The organism is Klebsiella sp. P1CD1 (genome assembly GCF_003790505.1).
In the GTDB taxonomy this organism is placed as follows: domain Bacteria; phylum Pseudomonadota; class Gammaproteobacteria; order Enterobacterales; family Enterobacteriaceae; genus Klebsiella; species Klebsiella variicola.
In genome coordinates, this window is the sequence record NZ_CP033631.1 from 3118697 (window position 1) to 3143292 (window position 24596).

21 protein-coding genes are annotated in these 24596 nt (G+C 59.9%); 10 read left to right on the plus strand and 11 right to left on the minus strand.

Annotation, left to right across the window (positions count from 1 at the left end; translation table 11 throughout):
• Window positions 1–65 precede the first annotated feature (65 nt).
• Window positions 66–2843, minus strand: a complete 2778-nt coding sequence (locus DTA24_RS15625) for a flavocytochrome c (protein ID WP_032732931.1) — start codon at window positions 2841–2843, stop codon at window positions 66–68.
• 641 nt (window positions 2844–3484) lie between these two features.
• Here DTA24_RS15625 and DTA24_RS15635 point away from each other — a divergent pair.
• From DTA24_RS15635 to DTA24_RS15645, 3 genes are all read left to right on the plus strand, one after another.
• Entirely contained in the window at window positions 3485–4996 is a 1512-nt protein-coding gene (locus tag DTA24_RS15635; RefSeq protein WP_012968326.1) for an anion permease, read from the plus strand.
• A 54-nt stretch (window positions 4997–5050) separates the two neighbouring features.
• Entirely contained in the window at window positions 5051–6703 is a 1653-nt protein-coding gene (gene fumA, locus DTA24_RS15640) for a class I fumarate hydratase FumA (RefSeq protein WP_012968327.1), read from the plus strand.
• Between the two features lie 164 nt (window positions 6704–6867).
• Entirely contained in the window at window positions 6868–8484 is a 1617-nt protein-coding gene (locus DTA24_RS15645; RefSeq protein WP_012968328.1) for a mechanosensitive ion channel family protein, read from the plus strand.
• A 563-nt stretch (window positions 8485–9047) separates the two neighbouring features.
• Here DTA24_RS15645 and pcaC read toward each other — a convergent pair.
• The 6 genes from pcaC to DTA24_RS15680 are packed head-to-tail and all read right to left on the minus strand — an operon-like array spanning window position 9048 to window position 14112.
• A complete protein-coding gene (gene pcaC, locus DTA24_RS15655; RefSeq protein WP_008805049.1) occupies window positions 9048–9437 on the minus strand; it encodes a 4-carboxymuconolactone decarboxylase in 390 nt (129 codons plus the stop codon).
• Window positions 9427–10194: a 3-oxoadipate enol-lactonase gene (pcaD, locus tag DTA24_RS15660; RefSeq protein WP_123836936.1), complete on the minus strand. Its 768-nt coding sequence runs from the start codon at window positions 10192–10194 to the stop codon at window positions 9427–9429. The genes pcaC and pcaD overlap by 11 nt, the downstream gene beginning before the upstream one ends.
• A complete protein-coding gene (locus DTA24_RS15665) occupies window positions 10184–11536 on the minus strand; it encodes a 3-carboxy-cis,cis-muconate cycloisomerase (protein ID WP_043875363.1) in 1353 nt (450 codons plus the stop codon). Before DTA24_RS15665 ends, pcaD begins: the two co-directional genes overlap by 11 nt.
• A 9-nt stretch (window positions 11537–11545) precedes the next feature.
• Entirely contained in the window at window positions 11546–12748 is a 1203-nt protein-coding gene (pcaF, locus tag DTA24_RS15670) for a 3-oxoadipyl-CoA thiolase (protein WP_008805052.1), read from the minus strand.
• A 10-nt stretch (window positions 12749–12758) separates the two neighbouring features.
• Window positions 12759–13415 carry a 3-oxoacid CoA-transferase subunit B gene (locus DTA24_RS15675; protein WP_012541879.1) on the minus strand — a complete coding sequence of 219 codons (657 nt, stop codon included), beginning with the start codon at window positions 13413–13415 and terminating at the stop codon, window positions 12759–12761.
• A gap of 10 nt (window positions 13416–13425) precedes the next feature.
• Window positions 13426–14112 carry a 3-oxoacid CoA-transferase subunit A gene (locus DTA24_RS15680; RefSeq protein ID WP_008805054.1) on the minus strand — a complete coding sequence of 229 codons (687 nt, stop codon included), beginning with the start codon at window positions 14110–14112 and terminating at the stop codon, window positions 13426–13428.
• Between the two features lie 169 nt (window positions 14113–14281).
• Here DTA24_RS15680 and DTA24_RS15685 point away from each other — a divergent pair, with 169 nt between their 5' ends.
• Window positions 14282–15088, plus strand: a complete 807-nt coding sequence (locus DTA24_RS15685; RefSeq protein ID WP_049155794.1) for an IclR family transcriptional regulator C-terminal domain-containing protein — start codon at window positions 14282–14284, stop codon at window positions 15086–15088.
• Here DTA24_RS15685 and smrA read toward each other — a convergent pair.
• Complete coding sequence (gene smrA / locus DTA24_RS15690) at window positions 15085–15648, minus strand: DNA endonuclease SmrA (RefSeq protein ID WP_008805056.1); 564 nt, start codon at window positions 15646–15648, stop codon at window positions 15085–15087. The genes DTA24_RS15685 and smrA overlap by 4 nt on opposite strands.
• Before the next feature lie 101 nt (window positions 15649–15749).
• Window positions 15750–16658 (minus strand): LysR family transcriptional regulator, encoded by a 909-nt coding sequence (locus DTA24_RS15695; protein ID WP_008805057.1) that lies wholly within the window; start codon window positions 16656–16658, stop codon window positions 15750–15752.
• Between the two features lie 166 nt (window positions 16659–16824).
• On the opposite strand from DTA24_RS15695, the gene DTA24_RS15700 reads away from it, so the two are divergent.
• The 3 genes from DTA24_RS15700 (at window position 16825) to abgT (ending at window position 21230) form a co-directional block, all read left to right on the plus strand.
• On the plus strand, window positions 16825–18135 hold the full coding sequence (locus DTA24_RS15700) for a M20 family metallo-hydrolase (RefSeq protein ID WP_032735491.1): 1311 nt from the start codon (window positions 16825–16827) through the stop codon (window positions 18133–18135).
• On the plus strand, window positions 18135–19580 hold the full coding sequence (locus DTA24_RS15705) for a M20 family metallopeptidase (RefSeq protein ID WP_117138220.1): 1446 nt from the start codon (window positions 18135–18137) through the stop codon (window positions 19578–19580). Before DTA24_RS15700 ends, DTA24_RS15705 begins: the two co-directional genes overlap by 1 nt.
• A gap of 123 nt (window positions 19581–19703) precedes the next feature.
• Window positions 19704–21230 (plus strand): p-aminobenzoyl-glutamate transporter, encoded by a 1527-nt coding sequence (gene abgT / locus DTA24_RS15710; protein WP_022065675.1) that lies wholly within the window; start codon window positions 19704–19706, stop codon window positions 21228–21230.
• Between the two features lie 32 nt (window positions 21231–21262).
• Here abgT and DTA24_RS15715 read toward each other — a convergent pair whose 3' ends face one another.
• Window positions 21263–21421, minus strand: a complete 159-nt coding sequence (locus tag DTA24_RS15715; RefSeq protein WP_012541886.1) for a hypothetical protein — start codon at window positions 21419–21421, stop codon at window positions 21263–21265.
• Window positions 21422–21678: 257 nt separating this feature from the next.
• Between DTA24_RS15715 and ogt the strand changes: the two genes are divergently transcribed.
• From ogt to uspE, 3 genes are all read left to right on the plus strand, one after another.
• Window positions 21679–22194: a methylated-DNA--[protein]-cysteine S-methyltransferase gene (gene ogt, locus DTA24_RS15720; protein ID WP_123836937.1), complete on the plus strand. Its 516-nt coding sequence runs from the start codon at window positions 21679–21681 to the stop codon at window positions 22192–22194.
• Between the two features lie 194 nt (window positions 22195–22388).
• Complete coding sequence (gene fnr, locus DTA24_RS15725) at window positions 22389–23141, plus strand: fumarate/nitrate reduction transcriptional regulator Fnr (RefSeq protein WP_002903394.1); 753 nt, start codon at window positions 22389–22391, stop codon at window positions 23139–23141.
• Window positions 23142–23279: 138 nt separating this feature from the next.
• A complete protein-coding gene (uspE, locus tag DTA24_RS15730; RefSeq protein WP_008805063.1) occupies window positions 23280–24230 on the plus strand; it encodes a universal stress protein UspE in 951 nt (316 codons plus the stop codon).
• A 117-nt stretch (window positions 24231–24347) separates the two neighbouring features.
• Here uspE and DTA24_RS15735 read toward each other — a convergent pair whose 3' ends face one another.
• Window positions 24348–24536, minus strand: coding sequence for a YdiH family protein (locus DTA24_RS15735; RefSeq protein WP_004887037.1), 189 nt, complete (start codon window positions 24534–24536; stop codon window positions 24348–24350).
• Window positions 24537–24596 lie beyond the last annotated feature (60 nt).

The window sequence follows — 24596 nt, forward strand, 5'->3', positions numbered from 1 at the left end:
GGGCTCTCCTTCAGAAGGGATAAGCCGGGCGGCAAAAGCACCAGCCCGGCATCAGCAATTACCTGTTATCCTCTGGCACGTTTCGCCGCCTGGTGGCCCGCGAGGGTACCGAAGATGATGATATCCGCGACCGCGTTACCGCCGATGCGGTTGCCGCCGTGGATCCCGCCCACCACTTCACCGGCGGCGTAGGCGCCGTGGATCGGCTGCTGGTCAACGTTCAGCACTTCGCCATCGGTGTTAATGGTCACGCCGCCCATGGTGTGGTGCACCCCGGGGGCGATGCGAATGGCATGGAACGGGCCTTCGTTAATCGGCGCGCGCAGCGCGGTGGTCCGGCCAAACTGTTCATCATGCTGTTTTTCCACTGCCCCGTTGTAACACTCGAGGGTGGCGAGGAAGGCATGGTAATCCATCCCCAGTTTCTCCGCCAGTTCACGCGGGGAGCTGGCGCTGGTGACGAAGCCTTTGGCGATGTACTCATCGGCAGCTTTGTTTTTCGCCCGCACATGCTCGTCAAAGACAATGTACGCATAGTGTTCCGGCAGGGCGATAATCGCCGCCGAGACTTTATCGCGGGTCTCCATTTCGTTAAAGAAGCGGTTCCCCTGCTGGTTAACAAGAATAGCGCCGCCGCCGCGAATCGATTCGGAAATCAGGTACGAAGTCTGCTGTTCGACGGTGGGGTGAATCTGAATTTCGCCCATATCCACGGTGCCAGCGCCGATGCGTTCCAGCAGCGCGATACCACTCCCGGTTGCCCCTTTGTGGTTGGTGGTGACGAAGCCTTCGAGGTCCGGACGATACTTCACCACCATCGCGCTGTTGGCGCTGAAGCCGCCGGTGGCCACTACGATGCTTTTGGTCTGTACTTCAATGACTTCTTTTTCGTCGTTGACCAGACGTACACCGCTCACCTCATCCCCGCTCATCAGGATCTCTTCCACCGAGGTATCCAGCAGGACGTCGATCCCGCGTTTGGTGATGTTGCGCACCAGGCCGCTAATCAGATAGCCGCCGACCGCTGATCCGTCGCGCGGACGGTGGGTACGGTCAATGCTCATCCCGCCGGTGGTGGTGATGTCGTTGAGCATAATGCCGCGGTCCGCCAGCCACTCAATGGCTTGCGGCGCATTCTCCACGAAGCGACGCAGCAGCTGCGGGTTGTTTTTATTGTGGCCGCCCTTCAGGGTTTCCTGATAGAACAACTCTTTACTGTCCTGAATACCTTTGACCCGCTGGAAGCGAGTTTCCGCGGCGTTCATCCCGGCGGAAGCCTTGATGGTGTTGCCGCCAATGGTCGGCATTTTTTCGACGATCAGGACGCTGGCGCCTTCGTCGTGAGCCTGAATGGCTGCCGCCAGGCCGGCGCCGCCGCTGCCGACCACCACCACGTCATAACTTTTCGGCGCGGCGTCATTGCCGCCCTCTTCCGCTGCCAGCGCTTTGCTGGATTTCAGCATCGCTTTAGCGACCGCTTTTTTCACCGCTTCGCTCTGGCTGGTAGCACCGGAAATGGCGTCCACGTGCGGGGTGTTGGCGGTCAGAATACGTTCGCGGATCTCTTCGAAGCTGGTGGTGAACTCGACGGTCTGCACCGGGCTCGCCGCCAGTTCAATATCGGCAATATGATCATTTTCGAGGCTAACGTTGATCACCAGTTCATTGGCGTCATCCTGAACGGTTTCAACAAACATCCCCGGCTTAAATTTAGCGTCGCCCATGCTCATGTCGCGGATCATCGCTTCCACCAGCGAGAAGCGCCACAGCGGTTCCGGAATGTGCAGCGCCTCGCGCTGGGTGCTGTCGATAAACAGCTCCAGCTCTTCACCGGCGGCGATGCGTGCCGCCCAGTCCGGATAGGCGATGCAGGCGCGGCCCACGGCGATCAGGTCATAACCGTGATCGAGGCCCAGCTCGGCATCAGCAACGTTAACCACCCCGCCGACGCCCATCACCGGCACCTGAGCCAGGGTTTCAGAGCGCATCGCGCAGTATTTCTCGATCAGCGGTGTTGGATCGCTGGTATCGACGATAGACGGACGCAGGGTCGCGCCCACCGAGAAGTGCAGATAATCGACACCGCGGGCAGCCAGCTTTTCCAGCAGATACATGGTGTCGTCGAAGCGGATCCCCGGGACCTCCATCTCTTCCGGCGAGAAGCGATAGCCGATGATAAAGGCATCGTCAGCGTACTGGCGGGCCATTTTGTGGGTGATGTCGAGGACCGCCAGCGGGAAACGGGCGCGATTGTCGCGGCTACCGCCCCACTCGTCGTCGCGCTGGTTGGAGTTCGGTGAATAGAACTGCTGGATAAGGTAGGTGTTGGCGCCGTGAATTTCGACGCCGTCAAAGCCGGCGAGAATGGCGCGACGGACGCCGTCGCCAAACTTGGCGATCATCCCTTCCACTTCTTCTCCGCTCAGCGCCCGCGGCATCGCGGCGCCCTCACGCGGCGCGGCAATAGCGCTTGGCGCCACCGGCTGGCGCCCCCCGATCAGCTGCGGGTCGACCATGCGTCCGCCGTGATAGATCTGCAGAATCGCTTTTGAACCTTGCGCTTTGATCGCCTCGGCGATTTTCGCCAGGCCGGCAATTTTTTCATCATTATCGATGCCGATCGCGCCCGGGAAGGCCAGGCCGTAGTCATCAATAAAGCAGCACTCGACAATAATGGTGCCGATGCTGCCGGCGCGAGCGCGATAGTACTCCACCAGCTCGCTGGTGACAGTCCCATCGAAATAACCGGTGCAGGTGGTCATCGGCGCCATGAGCAAACGGTTTTTCAGCTCCGTACCATTTGGTAAAGTAAATGGCTGCAGAATTCGTTCGTTACTGGTCATAAGTTACGCTCCAGATTTTAAAATATTAAAAACTCAGAATGGGGTGACGGAATCATTAATGGTTTTGGTTTTTTAATTCCTGTTGTCATGCCAATAATATAGCGTGTTTTTTAGTTACTAAATCAATTACGTTAGTTATAAAACTATTTAACCCCAACAATAACATCGCTACCTCTATTGTATTATTAAAATAATAAATAGCATTTACATAATACAAATGCACGATAACATTTTAGATACTTATGTTAACATTAAAAACGATCGCAAATTTCAATAAAAACATTTATTTTCATGCGGTTACGAAAATAATAGATAAATTCAGCATTAAATGTTCATTTTTATTTTAACATTTATCGATATTTTAGCCAAATTAACACCTCATCATATAGGGTTATACTGATAATAAAAAAATAGTGAAATCACCTGCTTTTCTTGATCTCGATCAATTGCAACGGCCATTGAAAGCGCAATATATAAATAACCAACAAATTTAATTTAACGCCCAGACAAACGCGTTAAATAAACGCCCTAACGATACTCAGAAACGAAAAATAAAAACTAAAGTAACTTTTGTAATTAAAGAAATCACTGAGCATGTCGCTGGCGTAAACGCTATTTTCAACAACTTGCAGATACTCATTATGAAAGAGAAAAAGACAACCATACCGCCTGCCGGTGCAGTCAATCCAACGACTGCGACTAAAAAACGTCTCCTGATGATGGCGCTGCCGATTATCGTTGCCGTACTGTTATTGTTCGTTCCGGTCCCGGACGGCCTGCCGCCGTACGCCTGGCACTACTTCGCCATCTTCGTCGGGGTGATCGTCGGGTTAATTTTTGAACCGCTGCCTGGCGCCGTTATCGGCATCACCGGCGTGGTGGTGATCGCCCTCTGTAGCCAGTGGCTGTTGTTCAGCCCGGAACAGATGGCCGCCCCGAGCTTCAAGCTGGCCGGCGCCTCCTTTAAATGGGCGGTGAGCGGCTTCGGCAACTCCACGGTCTGGCTTATCTTCGGCGCGTTCATGTTCGCCGCCGGCTACGATAAAACCCAGTTTGGCCGCCGCCTGGCGCTGATCCTGGTGAAATATCTTGGCCGTCGCAGCCTGACGCTGGGCTACGCCATCACCTTCGCTGACCTGTTGCTGGCGCCGTTTACGCCGTCTAACACCGCGCGCAGCGGCGGTACCATCTACCCGATTATTGCCAACCTGCCGCCGCTGTACGGTTCAAAACCAAACGACCCGAGCGCGCGTAAAATCGGTTCCTATCTGATGTGGGTGGCGATCACCGCCGCCTGTATCACCAGCTCGATGTTCCTGTCAGCGCTGGCACCGAACCTGCTGGCCCTGGCGCTGGTAAAAAGCATCGTCGGCATCAACATCTCGTGGGGGACCTGGTTCATCGCCTTCCTGCCGCTCGGTGTCCTGCTGATCCTGACTATGCCGCTGCTGGCTTACTGGTTCTATCCGCCGGAAGTGAAAATCAATAACGAAGTGCCGCTGTGGGCCGCGCGTGAGCTGGAAAAACTGGGCAAACTGTCGCGCAATGAAATTCTGCTGCTGGTGTTCGTCTGCTTCGCGCTGATGATGTGGATCTTCGCCGCCGACTGGATTGAACCGGCGCTGGCCGCCCTGCTGGTTATCGTGCTGATGCTGTGGACCGGCGTGCTCTCCTGGAGCGACATCACCAACAACAAAGCGGCGTGGAACACCTTTGTCTGGTTTGCCACCCTGGTGGCGCTGGCCGACGGCCTCTCCTCCACCGGTTTCATCGCCTGGCTGGGTAAAGAGGGCGGCGCGCTGATGGGCGGTATCTCCCCAGGCGTGGCGACCATCGTCCTGCTGCTGGCGTTCTACCTGCTGCACTACCTGTTTGCCAGCACCACCGCGCACACCACTGCCCTGCTGCCGGCCATGCTGACTATTGCGGCCACCATTCCGGGTATGAATATGGAAGTGTTCGTCCTGCTGATGGTCACCTCGCTGGGCGTGATGGGGATTATCACCCCGTACGGTACTGGCCCAAGCCCAATCTACTACGGCAGCGGCTACCTGCCGACCAAAGACTACTGGCGCCTCGGCACCATCTTTGGCGCCATCTTCCTGGCCGCCCTGCTGCTGATTGGCTATCCGTGGATGTCCATGATGTTCTGATTCATAACCGCCGGGACCACCCCGGCGGTTTTTATCTTTATGGAGTAAGTGACTATGTCGACTAAACCGTTTGTTTATCAGGATCCGTTCCCGCTGGCGCACGACGATACCGAATACTATCTGCTCAGCAAAGAGCACGTCTCTGTCGCCGAATTTGACGGCCAGCCGGTTCTGAAAGTAGAGCCGCAGGCGCTGACCCTGCTCGCCCAGCAGGCCTTCCATGACGCCTCCTTTATGCTTCGCCCGGCGCATCAGCAGCAGGTCGCCTCGATTCTGCTCGACCCGGAAGCCAGCGAAAACGACAAATACGTGGCGCTGCAGTTCCTGCGCAACTCCGAAATCGCCGCCAAAGGTATTCTGCCCACCTGTCAGGATACCGGCACCGCGATCATCATGGGTAAAAAAGGCCAGCGCGTCTGGACCGGCGGTGGCGATGAAGCCGCCCTGGCGCAGGGCGTTTACAACACCTATACCGAAGATAACCTGCGTTACTCACAGAACGCGCCGCTGGATATGTATAAAGAGGTCAACACCGGCACCAACCTGCCGGCGCAGATCGATCTCTACAGCGTCGACGGTGAAGAGTATAAGTTCCTGTGTATGGCGAAAGGCGGCGGTTCCGCCAATAAAACCTATCTCTATCAGGAAACCAAAGCGCTGATCACTCCGGCGAAGCTGAAAAACTATCTGGTCGAGAAGATGCGTACCCTCGGTACCGCCGCCTGCCCGCCATACCATATCGCGTTTGTGATCGGCGGTACCTCGGCAGAAGCGACGCTGAAGACCGTGAAGCTGGCCTCCACCCGCTACTACGACGGCCTGCCGACCGAAGGCAACGAGCACGGTCAGGCGTTTCGCGACGTCCAGCTGGAGCAGGAGCTGCTGCAGGAAGCGCAGAACCTCGGCCTCGGCGCGCAGTTTGGCGGGAAATACTTCGCTCACGATATCCGGGTGATCCGTCTGCCGCGCCACGGCGCCTCCTGCCCGATCGGCATGGGCGTCTCCTGCTCCGCCGACCGCAACATCAAAGCGAAAATCAACCGCGACGGCATCTGGATCGAGAAGCTGGAGAGCAATCCGGGGAAATATATCCCTGAACATCTGCGTCAGCAGGGTGAAGGCAATGTCGTCAGCATCAACCTGAATCAGCCGATGAGCGAAATCCTGGCGCAACTGTCGGCGCACCCGGTCTCAACCCGCCTGAGCCTCAACGGCACCATCATCGTGGCCCGCGACATCGCCCACGCCAAGCTAAAAGAGCTTATTGATAACGGCGAGGCGCTGCCGCAGTACGTCAAAGATCACCCGATCTACTACGCGGGCCCGGCGAAGACGCCGACCGGTTATGCCTCCGGCTCCCTCGGTCCGACTACCGCAGGCCGCATGGACTCTTATGTCGATCTGCTGCAGTCGCACGGCGCGAGCATGGTAATGCTGGCGAAAGGCAACCGCAGCCAGCAGGTGACCGATGCCTGCCATAAACACGGCGGCTTCTACCTCGGCAGCATTGGCGGCCCGGCAGCAGTGCTCGCCCAGCAGAGCATTAAGAGCCTCGAGTGCGTGGCCTATCCGGAACTGGGGATGGAAGCTATCTGGAAAATCGAAGTGGAAGATTTCCCGGCGTTTATTCTGGTTGATGATAAAGGTAACGACTTCTTCCAGCAGATCCAGAATAAGCAGTGTGCCGGCTGTCAACAGCACGGCTAACGCTCACTTCTGACGCTGATATCAGGCCGTCGCCGTTTGGGCGACGGCTTTTTTTATGCCCACGCCGCGCCAGCTTGAATTCATTTCGCGCCAGGCTATGCTCAACTACAAGCCGTCCGTTGTTTGCTGAAAAATAACAATAATTCTCTTTCTCAGGTGCCTCTATGAACAGGATGAGCGTGGTGATCCTCTGGGCGCTGGCGCTGCTGGTGCTAAAGCCGGCGCTGGCTGCCGAACCGCGACAACAGCCGACCGCCCGCGAGCAGGCACGCACAGTCACGATTTTCCATCAACCTGTCGTCATGTTGCAGGCTACTTTCGGCCAGACCACGCCCGAAGAGCGCGTCCTGCGTACCCGCAGCGCCTTACGCGCCTTTACTGAAGACGATATTCGCCAACCGCTGCGGGTCGTTGCGGTCAACCGCTATGGTCAGCCGGGCCGGCTGTTTCTGATGAACGGCAAACCGGTGCTGCTGCTGAGCCAGGCGGATCTCGATGAGGGCGATGATTTAACCCTCGACCAGGCGGCCCAGCGGGTGCTGGCGCGAATGGAGGCCCAGCGCACCAGCCTGCAGGAACAGTTCAACGACCGTTATCTGCTGCTTTCAGCCGGCAAAGCGCTGGCCGGTGGGCTGCTGCTGGCGCTGTTTTACTACGGCGCCTTCCGCGCCTGGCGGCGGGTGCGGCGCTTTTTCCTGCTGCGGATCCTTGAAAAACGCAGCGCCATCCCGCAGCACTGGCGGCGCTATCTCGGCAATATTGAAGTTCGACTCTATGCTGTGCTGGTCATTCTCGTCGGCATGCTGGCCAGTTATCTCTGGCTGAGCTGGGCCTTCAGCCTGTTTCCCTGGACACGGGTGTGGAGTGAATCGCTGGGTGACTGGTCGCTGGGCGTGATCCGCGATCTCTCCCTGTCGATTGTCGCCTCCCTGCCGGGGCTGATGATCGTGGTGCTTATTTTCCTGATCACCTGGCTCATCATTCGCCTGGTGAAAGTGGCTCTCGACCAGGTCGCCGCCGGCCGCATTCAGGTGCCGGGCATCCATCCGGAAACCGTCAGCGCCACCCGCCGGTTGATCTCGGTGGTCATCTGGCTGTTTGCCCTGTCCGCCGCCTACCCGTTCCTCCCCGGCGCCAACTCCCTCGCCTTCAAAGGCATTAGCGTGTTCTTCGGCCTGATGCTGACTCTCGGGTCGACCGGGGTGATGACCCATGCGATGAGCGGCCTGGTGCTGATCTACTCCCGGGCGCTGCGCAAAGGCGACTGGATCCGCCTCGCCGACAATGAGGGACAGGTCAGCGAGATTGGCGTGCTGGCGACCAAGATCCTCACCCGTGAGAATTACATTGTCACCGTCCCGAACGCCGTGGTGGTGAGCGGGAAAATTATTAATCTCAGCGCCGAGAGCACCGACGGCGGGTTCAATCTCACCACCAGCGTCACCATCGGCTACGATACGCCGTGGCGTCAGGTGCATGCGCTGCTGGAGCTGGCGGCAAGACGCACCCCTGGGGTGGATCAACAAATCGCCCCGATAGTTCGCAAGCTGGGGTTGCTTGACTGGTACACCGCGTATGAGCTGCAGGTGCGCTTGCTCCCCACAACTAAGCTGCCGGATGGCCGCAACGCGTTGCATAGCAGTATTATTGATGTGTTTAACGAATTCGGCGTGCAGATTATGTCGCCGAACTTTGTGATGCAGCCCAAGGCGGCGGTGGTGGTGCCGCAGGAGGCCTGGTACGCCGCCCCAGCCGTCGCGCCGCAGGAGCCTGAGAAATAAGGGCTAATATAGCGGCATTTCCGCCGGGTGGCGGCTTCACCGCTGAGCAAGAACAGCCAGCGCAGAGCCGCGTTTGTGCCGGGCGGTGGCTAACGCCTTGCCCGGCCTACGGATCGTGCGACCTGTCACTCATTTACCCACTTGCGCGACTGAAACTGCCGATGCTGGCGGCCTCAAAATCGCTGAGACGTTCCCGGCAGGCCGGGGCAGCCCGCATGGATGCGGGCTGAGGGCCGTGTTTTGCAGGGACGCTGCCTCGGCCCGACCCGAAGCCTGCAGGGATAAGTCGAAGGCACCACGCAGTGGCGATGTTGCTGGCCGGAGCCCGGGGGTACAGGGGGCGGCGGCGACTGGCCGCCCCCTGTGCGCTCCCCGCGCCATGAGTGACATAACGCAGAAGATCAACCGGGAGCGCAATCTGCCCGGAATTAACATAGAAGTTGTAGCCCTGCCAAACATAGTGCGAACAGGGACATTTCCGGTTGTGCCGTTATTTCGCCGGGTGGCGGCTGCGCCTTACCCCGCCTACAACGACTGCCGGGCAATCCGACTCGGACGACGACTCAACCCTGCGCGGCGTCGATGTCGTCAAACACCTGCTGCGCCAGATGCATCGTGGCATTCGCCGCCGGCAGCCCACAGTACAGCGCAGAGTGCATGATCAACTCTTTCAGCTCATCGCGGGTTACCCCGTTGTTAAACGACGCGCGCAGATGCATCTTCAGCTCCGCCTCGCGATTGAGAGCAATCAGCATGGCAATGGTGATCATGCTGCGGGTGTGGTGGTCGAGCCCCGGACGGGTCCAGGTCTCACCCCAGGCGTAGCGGGTGATAAAGTCCTGAAACTCGTCATTCAACGGCGTCAGATGCTGCAGGGTACGGTCGACGTGGGCGTCGCCCAATACTTTGCGCCGTACCGTCATTCCGTCCTGATAGCGCTGTTTATCCTCCATGGCGTTCCCCCTGGAAAAAGCTCAGCAGCGCCGAAGTAAAGCTTTTCGGCGCCTCAATGTTTGACAGATGCGATGCCGCCAGCACCACCACCTGGGAAGCGGGGATCTGCTGCTGCAGGAAACTGGCGTCACTGACCGTAGTGACAGGGTCACTTTCACCGGCGATAATTAATGTCGGCAGCGGGATCTGCCCCACTTCGCCCCGCAGGTCGGCGGCGGCCAGCGCCTCGCAGCAGGCGGCATAGCCTTCGACGTCGGTATGGGTTAACTGGTGGCATAGCGCCTCCACCACCTCCGGCGCCTTCTGGCGAAACGCATGAGTGAACCAGCGATCCGCCGCCCCGGCGGCCACCACCGCCATTCCCTCCTGGCGTACCGCCCGCGCCCGCGACAGCCAGCTGGCCTGATCGCCAATGCGCGCCGCGGTGTTGGCAACGGCCAGACCATAAAAACGTTCTGGCGCAAAGCGTCCCAGCCACAGGCCGGTCAGACCGCCCATCGAGATCCCGCAGAACCAGGCGCGGTCGATATTCAGGTGATCGAGCAGCGCAATCACATCTTCCCCCAGCTGGGCGAGGGTCACTTTGCCATTTTTCGTCGTATTACCGTGACCGTGGGTGTCATAGCGCAGCACCCGAAAATGGGCGGTTAACGCCTCGATCTGCGGCTGCCACATCGCCCGGGAGGTGCCCAGCGAGTTGGAGAGGACGATAACCGGCGCGCCCTCCGGCCCGTCGAGTTGATAATCAAGATTCATCACGTTGCTCCTGATAACGCGCCAGCACCTGGCGCACAAAGCGTTCGGCGCTGCCGGTCGCCGTTGCCGGGTCCAGCAGCGTGGTTAAGCGTTCACGAGAGAGATACTGACTGACCTGTGGGTCAGCCGCGAGCAGATCGACCAGCGGAGAGTGACGGTCCAGCGCCTGACGGCACAGCGCCTCGATATGATGATGCGCCTCGGCTTTGCCGATGAATTCCGCCAGCGCCAGGGTCACCGCCTCGGCCATGATCAGCCCGTGGGTGATATCGAGATCGGCACGCATTTTCTGCGGGAAGACCTGCATATCGCGCACCAGCGCTTCACTTTGCGCCAGCGCCCCGCCCACCAGAGTAATCAGATCCGGCAGCGTCTCCCACTCCGCCTGCCAGCCGCCCAGCGCCCGCTCGTGCTGCTGGAGCTGGCTGGCGTAGAGGGTCGCCATCAGCCCCGGCGTACGCTGGGCGGCGGTCAGGATCGCCGCGCAGGCCACCGGATTGCGCTTATGCGGCATCGTCGATGAGCCGCCGCGGCCTTCCGCCACCGGCTCGCCGACCTCAGCCACTTCGGTCTGCATCAGCAGAGAGAAGTCGTTAGCGAATTTCCCCAGGGTACCGCAGACACCGGCAAACCAGGCGCCCGCCTCCAGCAGCCGATCGCGCTGGCTGTGCCACGGGGTATCCGGCAGCGACAGACCGAGGATCTGCGCCAGCGCCTGGCCAACCGCCGGCCCTTTCTCTTTTAGCGCGTCCAGAGTGCCCGCGGCGCCGCCAAACTGCAGCACCCGCAGCCGCGGACGCATCTCGCGCAGCCGCTGCTGCCAGCGCAGGAGCGCGTCGAGGGTGCCCGCCAGCTTCAGGCCAAAGGTCACCGGCAGCGCATGCTGCATCCAGGTCCGACCCGGCATGACAGTATCGCGATAACGATCCGCCTGGAGAGCCAGGGCAGCCAACAGCTGCTCAAGCAAGGTCTCAGCGGCATCCAGCGCCCCGCGCAGCTGGAGCACCAGTCCGGTGTCGATGGCGTCCTGACTGGTGGCTCCCCAGTGGACGTAGCGCGCAGCCTCGGGATCTCGCGCTTTTACCTGTACCGTCAGCTGTTTCACCAGCGGGATCGCCAGGTTACCGGCCCCCACCGCCGCCTCGCCCAGCGCGGCAAAATCGATGGTCTCGTGGCGGCAGGCCGCGACAATCGGCCCGACCGCTTCCGGCGGCACCATCCCGCAGACGGCCTGCGCCTGCGCCAGCGCCGCTTCAAAATCCAGCATGCCCTGCACCCGCTGCGCGTCGCTGAACCAGTCGGTCAGCGGACTGCTGCGCAGCATTGGGGTCAACAAACTCATTCTGGCTCCTTAAACACGTTCAATAATCAGGGCGATCCCCTGTCCGACGCCGATGCACATGGTGCACAGGGCGTAGCGGCCGCCGGTCCGTTTCAGCTGATAAGCCGCGGTCATCGCCAGCCGGCCGCCGGAGGCACCGAGCGGGTGGCCCAGCGCGATCGCCCCGCCGTTAGGGTTCACGTGGGCGGCATCATCCGGTAAGCCCAGATCACGGGTCACCGCCAGCGCCTGAGCGGCGAAGGCTTCATTCAGTTCGATGACATCCATCTGGGCTAATGTCAGGCCGGTCTGCGCCAGCACCTTACGCACCGCGGGCGCCGGGCCAAAGCCCATGATCCGCGGCGCAACACCCGCCGTCGCCACGCCGACCACCCGGGCCAGCGGTTGAAGATCGTGAGCCGCCAGCGCCGTCTCGCTGGCCAGCAGCAGCGCACAGGCGCCATCGTTAACGCCGGAGGCGTTTCCGGCGGTGACGCTGCCGTCGGCGCGCACCACGCCGCGCAGTTTAGCCAGCGCCTCCAGCGAGGTACTGCGCGGGTGCTCATCGCGGCTAAACAGCAGTGGCTCGCCTTTACGCTGCGGCACCTGGACGGCGATCAGCTCATCGGCGAAACGCCCCGCCTCCTGCGCCGCGGCGGTACGCAGTTGACTGCGTAAGGCGAACGCGTCCTGATCGGCACGGGAAATGGCAAACTCATCGGCGACGTTTTCCGCCGTCTCCGGCATGGAATGCACGCCGTACAGGGCTTTCATCTGTGGGTTAATAAAGCGCCAGCCGATGGTGGTATCCTCCATCTGCATGCTGCGGCTAAAGGCGCTCTCCGCTTTCCCCATCACAAACGGCGCGCGGGACATGCTCTCCACGCCACCGGCGATCATCAGCTGCGTCTCGCCGCTTTTAATCGCCCGCGCCGCGACGCCGATCGCATCGAGGCTGGAACCGCACAGGCGGTTGATGGTGCTCCCGGGCACGCTCTCCGGCAGCCCGGCCAGCAGCAGCGCCATCCGCGCCACGTTGCGGTTATCTTCCCCGGCCTGGTTGGCGCAGCCAAAGATCACATCGTCAATGCGCGAGGGATCCAGTCCCGGGTTACGCTCCAGCAGGGCTTTTAATGGCAGCGCCGCGAGGTCGTCGGCGCGCATCGTCGCCAGGGTACCACCGAAACGGCCAAAGGGTGTACGTACCGCATCACAGATAAATGCCTGATTCATCATAGGTTCCTTACGCGCTTTCCGCCAGTTGTTCAAAGGTCAGCGCCACCGGAGTGATGCGCTGCAGCTCTTCAAAAGAGAGACCGTTAAAGATTTCACGTACCACCGGGCCGCGGTCGGTGATGTCGATCACCGCCAGGTCGGTATAGATCCGGCTGACGCAGCCGACGCCGGTCAGCGGGTAGCTGCACTGCGCCACCAGCTTGCACTCGCCGTCACGGGTCAGGTGGTCCATCATCACGAACACCTGGCGGGCGCCGATGGCCAGATCCATCGCCCCGCCAACGGCCGGGATCGCATCCGGCGCACCGGTGCTCCAGTTGGCGAGGTCGCCGCTGGCGGAGACCTGATAGGCCCCCAGCACGCAGATATCGAGATGGCCGCCGCGCATCATGGCGAAGGAGTCGCCGTGGTGGAAATAGCAGCCGCCCTGCAGGAGGGTGACATACTCTTTACCGGCATTGATCAGCTCGGGATCTTCTTCCCCGGGCTGCGGTTTCGGCCCCATCCCCAACAGGCCGTTTTCGCTGTGCAGGAACACTTCTTTGTCGGCGGGCAGGTAATTGGCAATGCGGGTCGGCAGGCCGATGCCGAGGTTGACGTAAGCGCCTTCGGGAATATCGCGGGCCACGCGCTGGGCCATTTCGTCACGGGTCAGTTTTTGCATCTCGGGCTCCTCAGGCGCGTTGTGCGGCAGTCAGGTTTTCCAGCGAGAAGACACGCTGGACGAAAATGCCGGGGGTGATGATGTGTTCCGGGTCGAGGTCGCCCAGCGGCACCAGCTGCGAGACCTCGACGATGGTGGTTTTCGCCGCCGTCGCCATGATCGGGCCAAAGTTGCGCGCCGCCTTGCGATAGACCAGGTTGCCCCAGCGGTCGCCCTGATGGGCCTTAATCAGCGCGAAATCGGCTTTAATCGGATATTCCAGTACGTAATGGCGACCATCGATTTCCCGCGTCTCCTTGCCTTCCGCCAGCGGTGTGCCGTAGCCGGTGGGGGTAAACACTGCCCCCAGCCCGGCGCCAGCCGCCTGGATCCGCGCCGCGAGGTTACCCTGCGGCACCAGCTCCAGCTCCACTTTGCCGCGGCGATAGAGGTCATCGAAAATCTGGGAATCCACCTGGCGCGGGAAGGAGCAGATCATCTTGCGTACTCGCCCGGCTTTCAGCAGCGCCGCGAGACCCACTTCCCCGTTGCCGGCGTTGTTATTAATGATGGTCAGGTCGCGGGCGCCCTGGTCAATCAGGGCGTCAATCAGAAAGGTCGGCTGGCCGGCGGGACCAAAGCCGCCGATCATAATAGTCGCCCCGTCGTGGATCCCGGCGATGGCCTCGCTCAGCGTCGATACGCTTTTATCAATCATCAGGTCGCTCCAGTGATGTGCGGTAATCGCACTTTTATTCGTTGTTCGCACAAAATGTGACCCGCTTAACGATGTCGGTCAAGGGCGATAATCGAAATATGGTGCGATAATCGAACATCGGTTATCTTTAGCGAAAGAATGTGATCGATGGCAAATATGGGGAACAGAAATGGACAAGCATCCAGACGATTTACTGACCGGCGACGGCGATCCGTTTAAGGGCGATCCTAACTTTATGGCCTCCCTGGCGCGCGGCCTGGAGGTGATTCAGGCGTTCACGCCGCAGCGGCCCCTGCTGTCTATCTCGCAGATCAGCCAGAAGACCGGCATTCCGCGCGCGGCGGTGCGCCGCTGCCTGTATACCCTGAGCAAGCTGGGGTTCGTGTATGCCGAAGACGGTAAGAATTTCCAGCTGCGACCGCGGATCCTGGCGCTGGGCCACGCCTGGCTGGCCTCGACGCCGCTGGCGCGTTCGGCGCAGCCGGTGCTGCGACATCTGAGCGAAATGCTCAACGAGTCCTGCTCCATCGCCACCCTCGACGGGGACGATATTCTGTATATCGCCCGCGCCTCCAGCTCGCGGATTATGACCATCGACCTGGATATCGGCAGCCGCCTTCCGGCCTGGGCGACCTCGATGGGCCGGGTGCTGCTCAGCCATCAGCCGGAGGAGAAGCTCAACGACATGCTGGCTCGGGTGACCATGATCCGCTACACCCCGCAGACGGTGGATTCGGTGGCGAAGCTGCGCGCCGAACTGAAACGGGTGCATCAGCAGGGGTATGCCCTCAACGACCAGGAGCTGGAGATGGGCCTGCGCTCCCTCGCGGTACCGCTGTTTAACGCTCAGGGGCAGGTCCAGGCGGCGCTGAACGTTGGGGTGCATGCGGGCCAGATGTCGGCCCGCGAGATGATCGATCGCGTGCTGCCGGAGCTGCAAAAAGCCGCCCACGAGCTGACGCTGCTTCTGCGCTAACGACTGCGCTTGGCGTGCTGCTCCCAGGTCTCCTGCTTCGCCTCGGCCGATTTACGCAGCGCGACATAGCAGGCGCCGCTGCCGCCATGATGTGGAAGCGCGGCGCAGAAGGCCTGCACCTCCGGCAGCTCTTCCAGCCAGCGCGCCAGATAGCTGCGGATAATATTGGCGTGGGACTGGTCGTCGCGGCCTTTGCCGTGAACGATCAGCACATTACGTAACCCCTCTTTCTGCGCCTGCACCATAAAGGCGAAGAGCATCTGTCGGCACTGTTCCACCGGCTGGCGCAGCAGGGAGAGGCTCGCCTGCTGGCTGTATTTCCCCCGCCGCAGCTTATCCAGCACGCCGCTCTGCAGCCCTTCACGCTTAAACTCCAGCGGCGTGGCGAGCGGCACGATATCGAGATAGCCGGTGGTGAGAAAATTATCCAGTTGCAGGGTATCGACGCGCTGCGGGGCCCGGCTGTTGCGCCCGGGATGCCAGTGCACGTCATTTTTACGTTTCAGAGGCTGGACATCTTCCATGGCGTCAAGAAACAGGGATTTGTCATCAAGGTTCATGGGCTCTCCTCCAGCGGCTGTCGCCAGCTACTATAGCCGCCCGGCGCTCCCCCCTCAACGCGTTTAGCCGCGTTCGCTGGCAAAGTGAGCGCGACGGGCGATTAAGGAAACAATTGTCGGCTTTGGCGGCGAAACAGCGTGATTAACGACGCCGTTAATGGCGTCTGACGGGTATCGCGCCGCTGGATCAGATAATAGGTGGCCGTCGGCAAGACGTCGCGGACAGGGATCATCACCAGCTTGTCCGCCATCAGCGGATCGTTGCCGAGCTCCACCGGCAGGATGCTGAGAAAATCACTTTTCACCACCAGGCTAATGCACGACGAGAAGGTTTCGCAAACAATATCTACCTTAGGCGCTAACCCGGCCTGATTAAGCCGGTCCTGCAGCTGTTTAAAGTAGCTGCCGCGCGGCGTCGGCATGGTCCAGTGGTGATCCATCAACTCCCCCAGCGAGGTGGCCTGCGCCGCCGGATGTCCCGCGCGGGCAAACACCGCGAACGGTTTCTCAAACAGTTTCTCAAAGCTGAACTCATGGTCGTACGGCCCGGGGTAATAGGTATTGATGGTGAAATCCAGCTCTCCCTGGCGCAGCTCATTGATCATCGCCAGCAGCTGGCCCTCCATGATCCGCACCTTTACCTGCGGATGCTGCTGATGAAAGCGACAGATCACCGACGGCATCAGCGACCGGGCGACGCTGGCGCCAAGGCCAATATTAATTTGCCCGGCCTGCTCGCCCTGACGCTGCAGCAGTTCGTCCTGCGCCGCCCGCAGCTCCTCAAGGATCAAGCTCGCATGTTGGTAAAAGCTTTCGCCGTTTTCGGTCAGCGCCACCCCCTGACTGCGGCGCACGAACAGCTGGGCGGAAAGCCCCTCCTCCAGCTCTTTAATCGCTTTGGTCAGGGCCGGCTGCGAGACCGCCAGCGCCCGGCTGGCACCGCGAATACTCCCTTCCCGGGCCACTTCGACGAAGGCGCGGATATGATGAAATTTAATCTGAAATGCCATGCTTTCGGTGATAACCATTGTTTATCAGACAGAAGAAATTCACATCTACTGTAATCCATCAGGCTGTGGCAGGTTAAGTGGGATACGGCCTGTAAAACGCAAGTGATAAACAAAAGCTATCACATCGTGAACACCGTCACATTTTTTACTTATGACAGGATGAGCTATGCCGCAACTTGATGAATACCTCCACCAGCTGGCGCCGGCCATGATCCAATGGCGCCGTGATTTTCACCTGCACGCGGAATCCGGCTGGCTGGAATTCCGCACTGCCAGCAAGGTGGCGGAGATCCTCGACGGGCTCGGCTATCAGCTGGCGCTGGGGCGCGATGTCATCGATGCCGATAGCCGGATGGGGCTGCCGGACGAGGATACCCTGGCCCAGGCTTTCGAGCGCGCCCGCGAACAGGGCGCGCCGGAACGCTGGCTGCCGGCGTTTGAAGGCGGTTTCGCCGGCGTGGTCGCCACGCTCGACACCGGGCGGCCCGGCCCAACCCTGGCCTTCCGCGTCGATATGGATGCCCTTGACCTCAATGAACAGCACGACGACAGCCACCGCCCTCATCGCGACCATTTCGCCTCCTGCAACGCCGGCATGATGCACGCCTGCGGCCATGATGGCCATACCGCCATCGGGCTGGGCCTGGCGCATGTCCTGAAGCAGTATGCCGCGCAGCTCAACGGGGTGATCAAACTGATTTTCCAGCCCGCTGAAGAGGGCACCCGCGGCGCCCGGGCGATGGTGGCCGCCGGCGTGGTGGATGACGTGGATTATTTCACGGCGATCCATATCGGGACCGGTGTGCCGGCAGGTACCGTCGTCTGCGGTGGCGACAACTTTATGGCCACTACTAAATTCGACGTGCAGTTCAGCGGCGTGGCCGCCCACGCCGGCGGCAAGCCGGAGGAGGGGCGCAACGCGCTGCTGGCCGCCGCCCAGGCCGCTCTTGGCCTGCACGCCATCCCGCCGCACAGCGCCGGCGCCTCGCGGGTCAACGTCGGGGTGATGCAGGCGGGCACCGGGCGCAACGTGGTGCCCTCTTCCGCGCTGTTAAAAGTGGAAACCCGCGGTGAAAGCGAAGCCATTAACCAGTACGTGTTCGAGCGGGCGCAGCACGTCATCGCCGGGGCGGCGGCGATGTACGAAGCCCGCTACGAACTACGCATGATGGGTGCGGCGACCGCCAGCGCGCCGTCGCCGGCGTGGGTGGACTATCTGCGCGAACAGGCCGCCCGTGTGCCCGGCGTGCAACAGGCGGTGGATCGTATCGCCGCCCCGGCGGGCTCGGAAGACGCCACCCTGATGATGGCCCGGGTCCAGGCGCGCGGCGGCCTCGCCTCGTACATGATCTTCGGCACCCAACTGAGCGCCGGTCACCACAACGAGAAGTTTGACTTCGACGAGAGCGTCATGGCGCTAGCGGTAGAAACTCTGGCGCGTATCGCGCTTAACTTTCCCTGGCAGCGGGGGGTGTAATGGAAGCCATTTTTCAGTTTGTGGACGAGATGATTGAGACGCGACGCGAGGCGTACTGCGCCATCGCCGATGACATCTGGGATCACCCGGAGACCCGCTTTGAGGAGTACTGGTCCGCCCAACGCCTGGCGGATGCGCTGGAGGCAGAAGGTTTCCAGCTCACTCGCGATGCGGGTGGGATCCCGAATGCCTTTATCGCCAGCGTCGGCGAAGGCCAACCGGTGATTGCCCTGCTCGGCGAATTTGACGCCCTGGCGGGCCTCAGCCAGCAGGCGCACTGCGCGGAACCGACACCCTCGACACCGGGAGCCAACGGCCACGGCTGCGGGCACAATCTGCTCGGTACGGCGGCATTCGCCGCGGCGGTCGCCGCCAAAGCCTGGCTGCAACAGCATGGCGGCGCGGGCACGCTGCGCTTCTATGGTTGTCCCGGCGAGGAAGGCGGATCGGGAAAAACCTTTATGGTGCGCGAAGGGTTGTTTGATGATGTCGATGCGGCGCTGACCTGGCATCCGGAAGCCTGGGCCGGGATGTTCAGCACCCGCACCCTCGCCAATATTCAGGCGACATGGCGTTTTACCGGCACCGCCGCCCACGCTGCGAATTCGCCGCACCTGGGCCGGAGCGCGCTGGATGCCGTCACTCTGATGACCACCGGCAGCAACTTCCTCAATGAACATATCATCGAGAAGGCGCGGGTCCATTATGCCATTACCGATACCGGCGGTGTCTCGCCCAACGTGGTGCAGGCTCAGGCGGAAGTTCTGTATCTGATCCGTGCGCCGGAGATGGCCGACGCGGAGGAGATCTTCGCCCGCATCGAGAAGATTGCTCAGGGGGCCGCGCTGATGACCGAGACCCAGGTCAGCTGCCGCTTTGAAAAAGCCTGCTCCAGCTATCTCCCCAACCGCACGCTTGAGGCGGCGATGTATCAGGCGGTCTGTCATTACGGTACCCCCGCCTGGAGCGACGAGGAGCGCGCTTTTGCCGCGGCGATACGCGCCACCCTCAGCGCCAACGATATTAACAACAGCCTGAACAATATTGCCGGCACCAGTGGGGAGGAAGGCAAAACGTTCGCTCGTCGCCACCGCGACACGCTGCTGATTGATGAGGTGGCGCCCTGGGCGGCCACGGATAACGTCCTCGCCGGCTCCACTGACGTCGGCGATGTCAGCTGGAAAGCGCCGGTGGCTCAGTGCTTCAGCCCGTGCTTCGCGGTGGGAACCCCGCTGCACAGCTGGCAGCTGGTGAGCCAGGGCAGAACCTCCATTGCCCATAAAGGGATGTTGCTGGCGGGGAAAGTGCTCGCGGCGACCGCGATCCGTTTATTCAGCGACAGCGCCCTGCTGGCGGCCAGCCAACAAGAACTCAGGCAGGTACTGGCCGAACGCCCCTATCGTTGCCCGATCCCGGCGGAGGTGAGTCCGTCCGTTTTACGATAACCACTTAAGACAGGCTACTCCTGGCCAACGCTGACCGGCATCGCGGCACGCACCGACCATAATAACCGCCGGCAGTACGGGAGCAGGCCTGCCCAACACAACAACGACAACAGAGGAACGCCCATGAGTATGTCATCCATACCGTCGTCTTCCCCCGGCGGAAAGCGCTATGGCTGGGTAGAGAAGATCGGTAACAAAGTCCCGCACCCGTTTTTGCTGTTTATCTATCTTATCGTGGCGCTGATCGCGGCCACGGCGATACTTTCCGCCTTCAACGTCGGGGTGCAGAACCCTACGGATGGTTCACGGGTGGTGGTCAAAAATCTGCTCAGCGTGGAAGGGTTGCACTGGTTTTTGCCCAACGTCATTAAAAACTTCAGCGGTTTCGCGCCGCTGGGGGCGATCCTCGCCCTGGTGCTGGGCGCCGGCTTCGCCGAGCGGGTGGGCCTGTTACCCGCGCTGATGGTGAAGATGGCCTCTCACGTCAGCGCCCGATATGCCAGCTATATGGTGCTGTTTATCGCCTTCTTCAGCCATATCTCTTCTGACGCGGCGCTGGTAATTATGCCGCCGCTGGGCGCGCTGATGTTCCTCGCCGTCGGTCGGCATCCTGTCGCCGGCCTGTTGGCGGCGATTGCCGGTGTGGGCTGCGGCTTTACCGCCAATTTACTGATCGTCACCACCGACGTACTGCTCTCGGGGATCAGCACCGAGGCGGCAAAATCCATCGATGCCTCTTTGCACGTCAGCGTGATCGACAACTGGTACTTTATGGCGACCTCGGTGATCGTTCTGACGCTCGTCGGCGGACTGATCACCGATAAGCTGGTGGAGCCGCGGCTGGGGCAGTGGCAAGGCAGTCGTGATGAAAAGCTGCAGACGCTGACGCCCGAGGAGCGTTTCGGCCTGCGCATCGCCGGCGTGGCAACGCTGGTATTCGTGGCGGTCGTCGCCCTGATGGTGGTCCCCGAGAACGGTATTCTTCGCGACCCGGTTCAACACACGGTCATGCCCTCGCCGTTTATCAAAGGCATCGTGCCGCTGATTATCTTTTTCTTCTTTGTCGTGTCGCTGGCATACGGCATCGCCACCGGCAAAATTCGCCGCCAGGCCGACCTGCCGCAGCTGATGATTGAGCCGATGAAAGAGATGGCCGGGTTTATCGTGATGGTCTTCCCGCTGGCGCAGTTCGTGGCGATGTTCAACTGGAGCAACATGGGCAAGTTTATGGCCGTCGGTCTGACGGACCTGCTGGAGAGCGCCGGGATGAACGGCGTCCCGGCGTTTGTCGGGCTCGCGCTGCTGTCGGCTTTTCTGTGTATGTTTATCGCCAGCGGCTCGGCCATCTGGTCGATTCTGGCGCCGATCTTCGTGCCGATGTTTATGCTGCTGGGCTTTCACCCGGCCTTTGCGCAGATCCTGTTTCGCATCGCCGATTCATCGGTGCTGCCGCTGGCGCCGGTGTCGCCGTTTGTGCCGCTGTTTCTCGGCTTCCTACAGCGCTACCGACCGGATGCCCGCCTCGGCACCTACTACTCGCTGGTGCTCCCTTACCCGCTGATTTTTCTCGCCGTCTGGCTGCTGTTGCTGGTGGGATGGTATCTGGTGGGACTGCCGATCGGCCCTGGCATCTATCCGCGTCTTCCTTAACCTGCTGGCAGGCCAGGGATGGCCGTATAGCCTTAACGCGACACCTTCGTTTTCACTTTGCTGGCCGCATGATCCACACTGGCTAATTTATAGAAAAGCGCTTTGTACACCCTTTCAAACACCAGGGTCAGACCGTGGATCGCTAAGCCGCTGATGATCAATACCAGTACGCCAGTCAGTATATATTGCATAGCCCCACCTCTGAGTGATTAACAGCGCCGCGCTGAGGCGTCGGCACCCTACCAGGCGCGTGAAGCACCGGTATCGTCAGTTAAAAAGTAGCAAAAACCATGCCCGATAACCCGCCAGGATCGATCCAAAAATAAATCATCGTGGCTTAGGCAGAGCGCCAGCCCGTGATGCGGCTTTATCTTTTGGGAGTATAGTTGACTGTCGTCAGCGCGTGGTATCGTGTGCCCCTCATGTACGATGGTGGATGACAGAAACGATGTTGACCTTGCTGCAGGATAAAATGGATACCCCGCTGGGGCCGCTGTGGGTACTTTGCGACGAACAGTTTAATTTGCGCGCCGTCGAGTGGGACGAGCACCGCGGTCGGATGGAAACCCTGCTCGACGTTCACTATCGACGGGAAGGCTATCAGCGCGTCGACTGCCGCAACCCAGGCGGCCTCAGCAGTAAGCTGAACGACTATTTCGCCGGCGATCTGGCGATTATCAATACCCTGCCTACCGCCACCGCTGGCACCCCGTTCCAGCGTCAGGTCTGGCAGGCGTTACGCGATATCCCCTGTGGCCAGGTGATGCACTATGGCCAGCTAGCCGAGGCGCTCGGACGCCCCGGCGCCGCTCGCGCCGTGGGGGCCGCCAATGGCGCCAATCCGGTGAGTATCGTGGTGCCCTGTCATCGGGTCATCGGGCGTAACGGCACCCTGACCGGCTATGCCGGGGGCGTGCAGCGAAAAGAGTGGTTATTGCGCCATGAAGGGTATCTTTTACTTTGACTGAAAATGCCTTTTCTGGAATCTTCAGGTAATTTTACAATCAAACATAGCGAAATAATCTATTGCTTATCAATCAGATATACAGCCATTTTGATTTACCCTGCTGATATTACGTGTTTCCGGGTCTGAAGACTTACCTGCTGATCAAAAAGATGTTAAAATTGACCAATATCAATTAAGGCCTGAGCAGACATATGATCCCTGAGAAGCGAATTATTCGACGCATTCAGTCTGGCGGTTGTGCTATCCATTGTCAGGATTGCAGTATCAGCCAGCTCTGCATCCCCTTTACTCTGAACGAGCATGAGCTTGATCAGCTGGATAATATTATCGAGCGGAAAAAGCCTATCCAGAAAGGTCAAACCTTGTTCAAAGCCGGTGATGAGCTGAAGTCGTTGTACGCTATTCGCTCCGGGACCATCAAAAGCTACACCATCACTGAGCAAGGTGATGAGCAGATCACCGGCTTCCATCTGGCGGGCGATCTGGTGGGCTTCGACGCCATCGGCACCGGTCTGCACCCGAGCTTTGCGCAGGCGCTGGAAACCTCGATGGTCTGCGAAATCCCCTTTGAAACCCTTGACGATCTTTCCGGAAAAATGCCGAATCTGCGTCAGCAAATGATGCGCCTGATGAGCGGTGAGATTAAAGGCGACCAGGATATGATCCTGCTGCTTTCCAAAAAGAATGCCGAAGAGCGTCTGGCGGCGTTTATCTACAACCTCTCTCGTCGTTTCGCCCAGCGCGGTTTCTCACCGCGTGAGTTCCGCCTGACCATGACCCGCGGCGACATTGGCAACTATCTCGGCCTCACTGTCGAAACCATCAGCCGTCTGCTGGGGCGTTTCCAGAAAAGCGGCATGCTGGCGGTGAAAGGCAAATACATCACCATTGAAAACAGCGATCTGCTGGCCCAGCTGGCCGGTCAGGCGCGCAACGTCGCTTAATCTCTGCGCACCACCTGGTCACGATCGGCAATTTTTTAAGATTTGTTGATCTGACCAGGCTCCTCCCCTGTTTCAATTCATCCATATAGGTTATCTTTTTAGTAACTGACGGTAGCTGCAGTTGTAAGGAGACCCTGTATGGCGAAGTATCAGAGCATGCTGGTAGTAATCGATCCTAACCAGGACGACCAGCCGGCACTTAGGCGCGCGGTGTACCTGCACCAACGGATTGGTGGACGCATCAAAGCCTTTTTGCCGATCTATGATTTTTCTTATGAAATGACCACCCTGCTGTCGCCGGACGAACGCACGGCGATGCGCCAGGGCGTTATTGCCCAACGTACAGCCTGGATCCGCGAGCAGGCGAAATTCTATATTGAATCGGGTGTGCCGATCGACGTAAAAGTGGTGTGGCACAACCGCCCCTTCGAAGCCATTATTCAGGAAGTTATTAGCGAGAAACACGACCTGCTGTTGAAGATGGCCCACCAGCACGACAAACTGGAGGCAGTGATCTTCACACCCACCGACTGGCATCTGTTGCGTAAGTGCCCCTGCCCGGTGTGGATGGTAAAAGACCAACCGTGGCCGGAAGGTGGCAAAGCGCTGGTCGCGGTCAATCTCGCCAGCGAAGAGAATTATCACAACACCCTGAACGAAAAGCTGGTTCGGGAAACGCTGTCGCTGGCGCAAGAAGTCAACCATACCGAAGTACATCTCATCGGCGCCTACCCGGTAACCCCCATCAATATCGCGATTGAGCTCCCGGATTTTGATCCCAGCGTCTACAACGACGCCATTCGCGGTCAGCACCTGCTGGCGATGAAAGCGCTGCGGCAGAAGTTTGGCATCGATGAGAAATTCACCCACGTGGAAAAAGGCCTACCTGAGGAGGTGATCCCGGATCTCGCCGAGCATCTGCAGGCGGGGATCGTGGTGCTGGGAACGGTCGGACGTACCGGCCTGTCAGCGGCGTTCCTCGGCAATACCGCGGAACAGGTGGTCGATCATCTGCGCTGTGACCTGCTGGTACTCAAACCGGAGGCCTACCAGACGCCGGTGGAACTGGACGACGACGACGACGATTAACCCTCTTCTCGTACCGCTCATCTTCCCCCGCCTCGCGGGGGATTTTTTTTGCTTGCTGCCAGTCAGGCACAAAAAAAGGGCCGCTGGCGGCCCCTGTCACTGTCCAGCGAGAATGGCTTAGTGGATACCCAGACGCCAGGCCAGATCGATCTCTTCTTTCAGCTCCAGCGATGAGAGCGCCATCAGGTCAGCAAACTCCAGCTCCAGCAGTTTCAGCTTTTTCAGATACTGCGCTGGGGTCATGACGGTAGTGTCGCGGCGTAAGAATTCGATGGCCATCTGCGTTGGGGTTAACTCGGTATCCATAATATCCTCTGTCTGATGTAATAACCGGGACATTATATCATCTCTCACCGCTTATTTTAT

Bases quoted from the DNA above. Each gene is read 5' to 3' on its own strand.
- fnr (WP_002903394.1), top strand. From the start codon at position 22,389: ATGATCCCTGAGAAGCGAATTATTCGACGCATTCAGTCTGGCGGTTGT.
- pcaD (WP_123836936.1), bottom strand. From the start codon at position 10,194: ATGAATCTTGATTATCAACTCGACGGGCCGGAGGGCGCGCCGGTTATC.
- DTA24_RS15715 (WP_012541886.1), bottom strand. From the start codon at position 21,421: ATGCAATATATACTGACTGGCGTACTGGTATTGATCATCAGCGGCTTA.
- DTA24_RS15645 (WP_012968328.1), top strand. From the start codon at position 6,868: ATGAACAGGATGAGCGTGGTGATCCTCTGGGCGCTGGCGCTGCTGGTG.
- smrA (WP_008805056.1), bottom strand. From the start codon at position 15,648: ATGAACCTTGATGACAAATCCCTGTTTCTTGACGCCATGGAAGATGTC.
- DTA24_RS15695 (WP_008805057.1), bottom strand. From the start codon at position 16,658: ATGGCATTTCAGATTAAATTTCATCATATCCGCGCCTTCGTCGAAGTG.
- DTA24_RS15700 (WP_032735491.1), top strand. From the start codon at position 16,825: ATGCCGCAACTTGATGAATACCTCCACCAGCTGGCGCCGGCCATGATC.
- DTA24_RS15625 (WP_032732931.1), bottom strand. From the start codon at position 2,843: ATGACCAGTAACGAACGAATTCTGCAGCCATTTACTTTACCAAATGGT.
- abgT (WP_022065675.1), top strand. From the start codon at position 19,704: ATGAGTATGTCATCCATACCGTCGTCTTCCCCCGGCGGAAAGCGCTAT.
- pcaF (WP_008805052.1), bottom strand. From the start codon at position 12,748: ATGAATCAGGCATTTATCTGTGATGCGGTACGTACACCCTTTGGCCGT.
- DTA24_RS15675 (WP_012541879.1), bottom strand. From the start codon at position 13,415: ATGCAAAAACTGACCCGTGACGAAATGGCCCAGCGCGTGGCCCGCGAT.
- pcaC (WP_008805049.1), bottom strand. From the start codon at position 9,437: ATGGAGGATAAACAGCGCTATCAGGACGGAATGACGGTACGGCGCAAA.
- DTA24_RS15635 (WP_012968326.1), top strand. From the start codon at position 3,485: ATGAAAGAGAAAAAGACAACCATACCGCCTGCCGGTGCAGTCAATCCA.
- DTA24_RS15680 (WP_008805054.1), bottom strand. From the start codon at position 14,112: ATGATTGATAAAAGCGTATCGACGCTGAGCGAGGCCATCGCCGGGATC.
- DTA24_RS15665 (WP_043875363.1), bottom strand. From the start codon at position 11,536: ATGAGTTTGTTGACCCCAATGCTGCGCAGCAGTCCGCTGACCGACTGG.
- fumA (WP_012968327.1), top strand. From the start codon at position 5,051: ATGTCGACTAAACCGTTTGTTTATCAGGATCCGTTCCCGCTGGCGCAC.
- DTA24_RS15685 (WP_049155794.1), top strand. From the start codon at position 14,282: ATGGACAAGCATCCAGACGATTTACTGACCGGCGACGGCGATCCGTTT.
- ogt (WP_123836937.1), top strand. From the start codon at position 21,679: ATGTTGACCTTGCTGCAGGATAAAATGGATACCCCGCTGGGGCCGCTG.
- DTA24_RS15735 (WP_004887037.1), bottom strand. From the start codon at position 24,536: ATGGATACCGAGTTAACCCCAACGCAGATGGCCATCGAATTCTTACGC.
- uspE (WP_008805063.1), top strand. From the start codon at position 23,280: ATGGCGAAGTATCAGAGCATGCTGGTAGTAATCGATCCTAACCAGGAC.
- DTA24_RS15705 (WP_117138220.1), top strand. From the start codon at position 18,135: ATGGAAGCCATTTTTCAGTTTGTGGACGAGATGATTGAGACGCGACGC.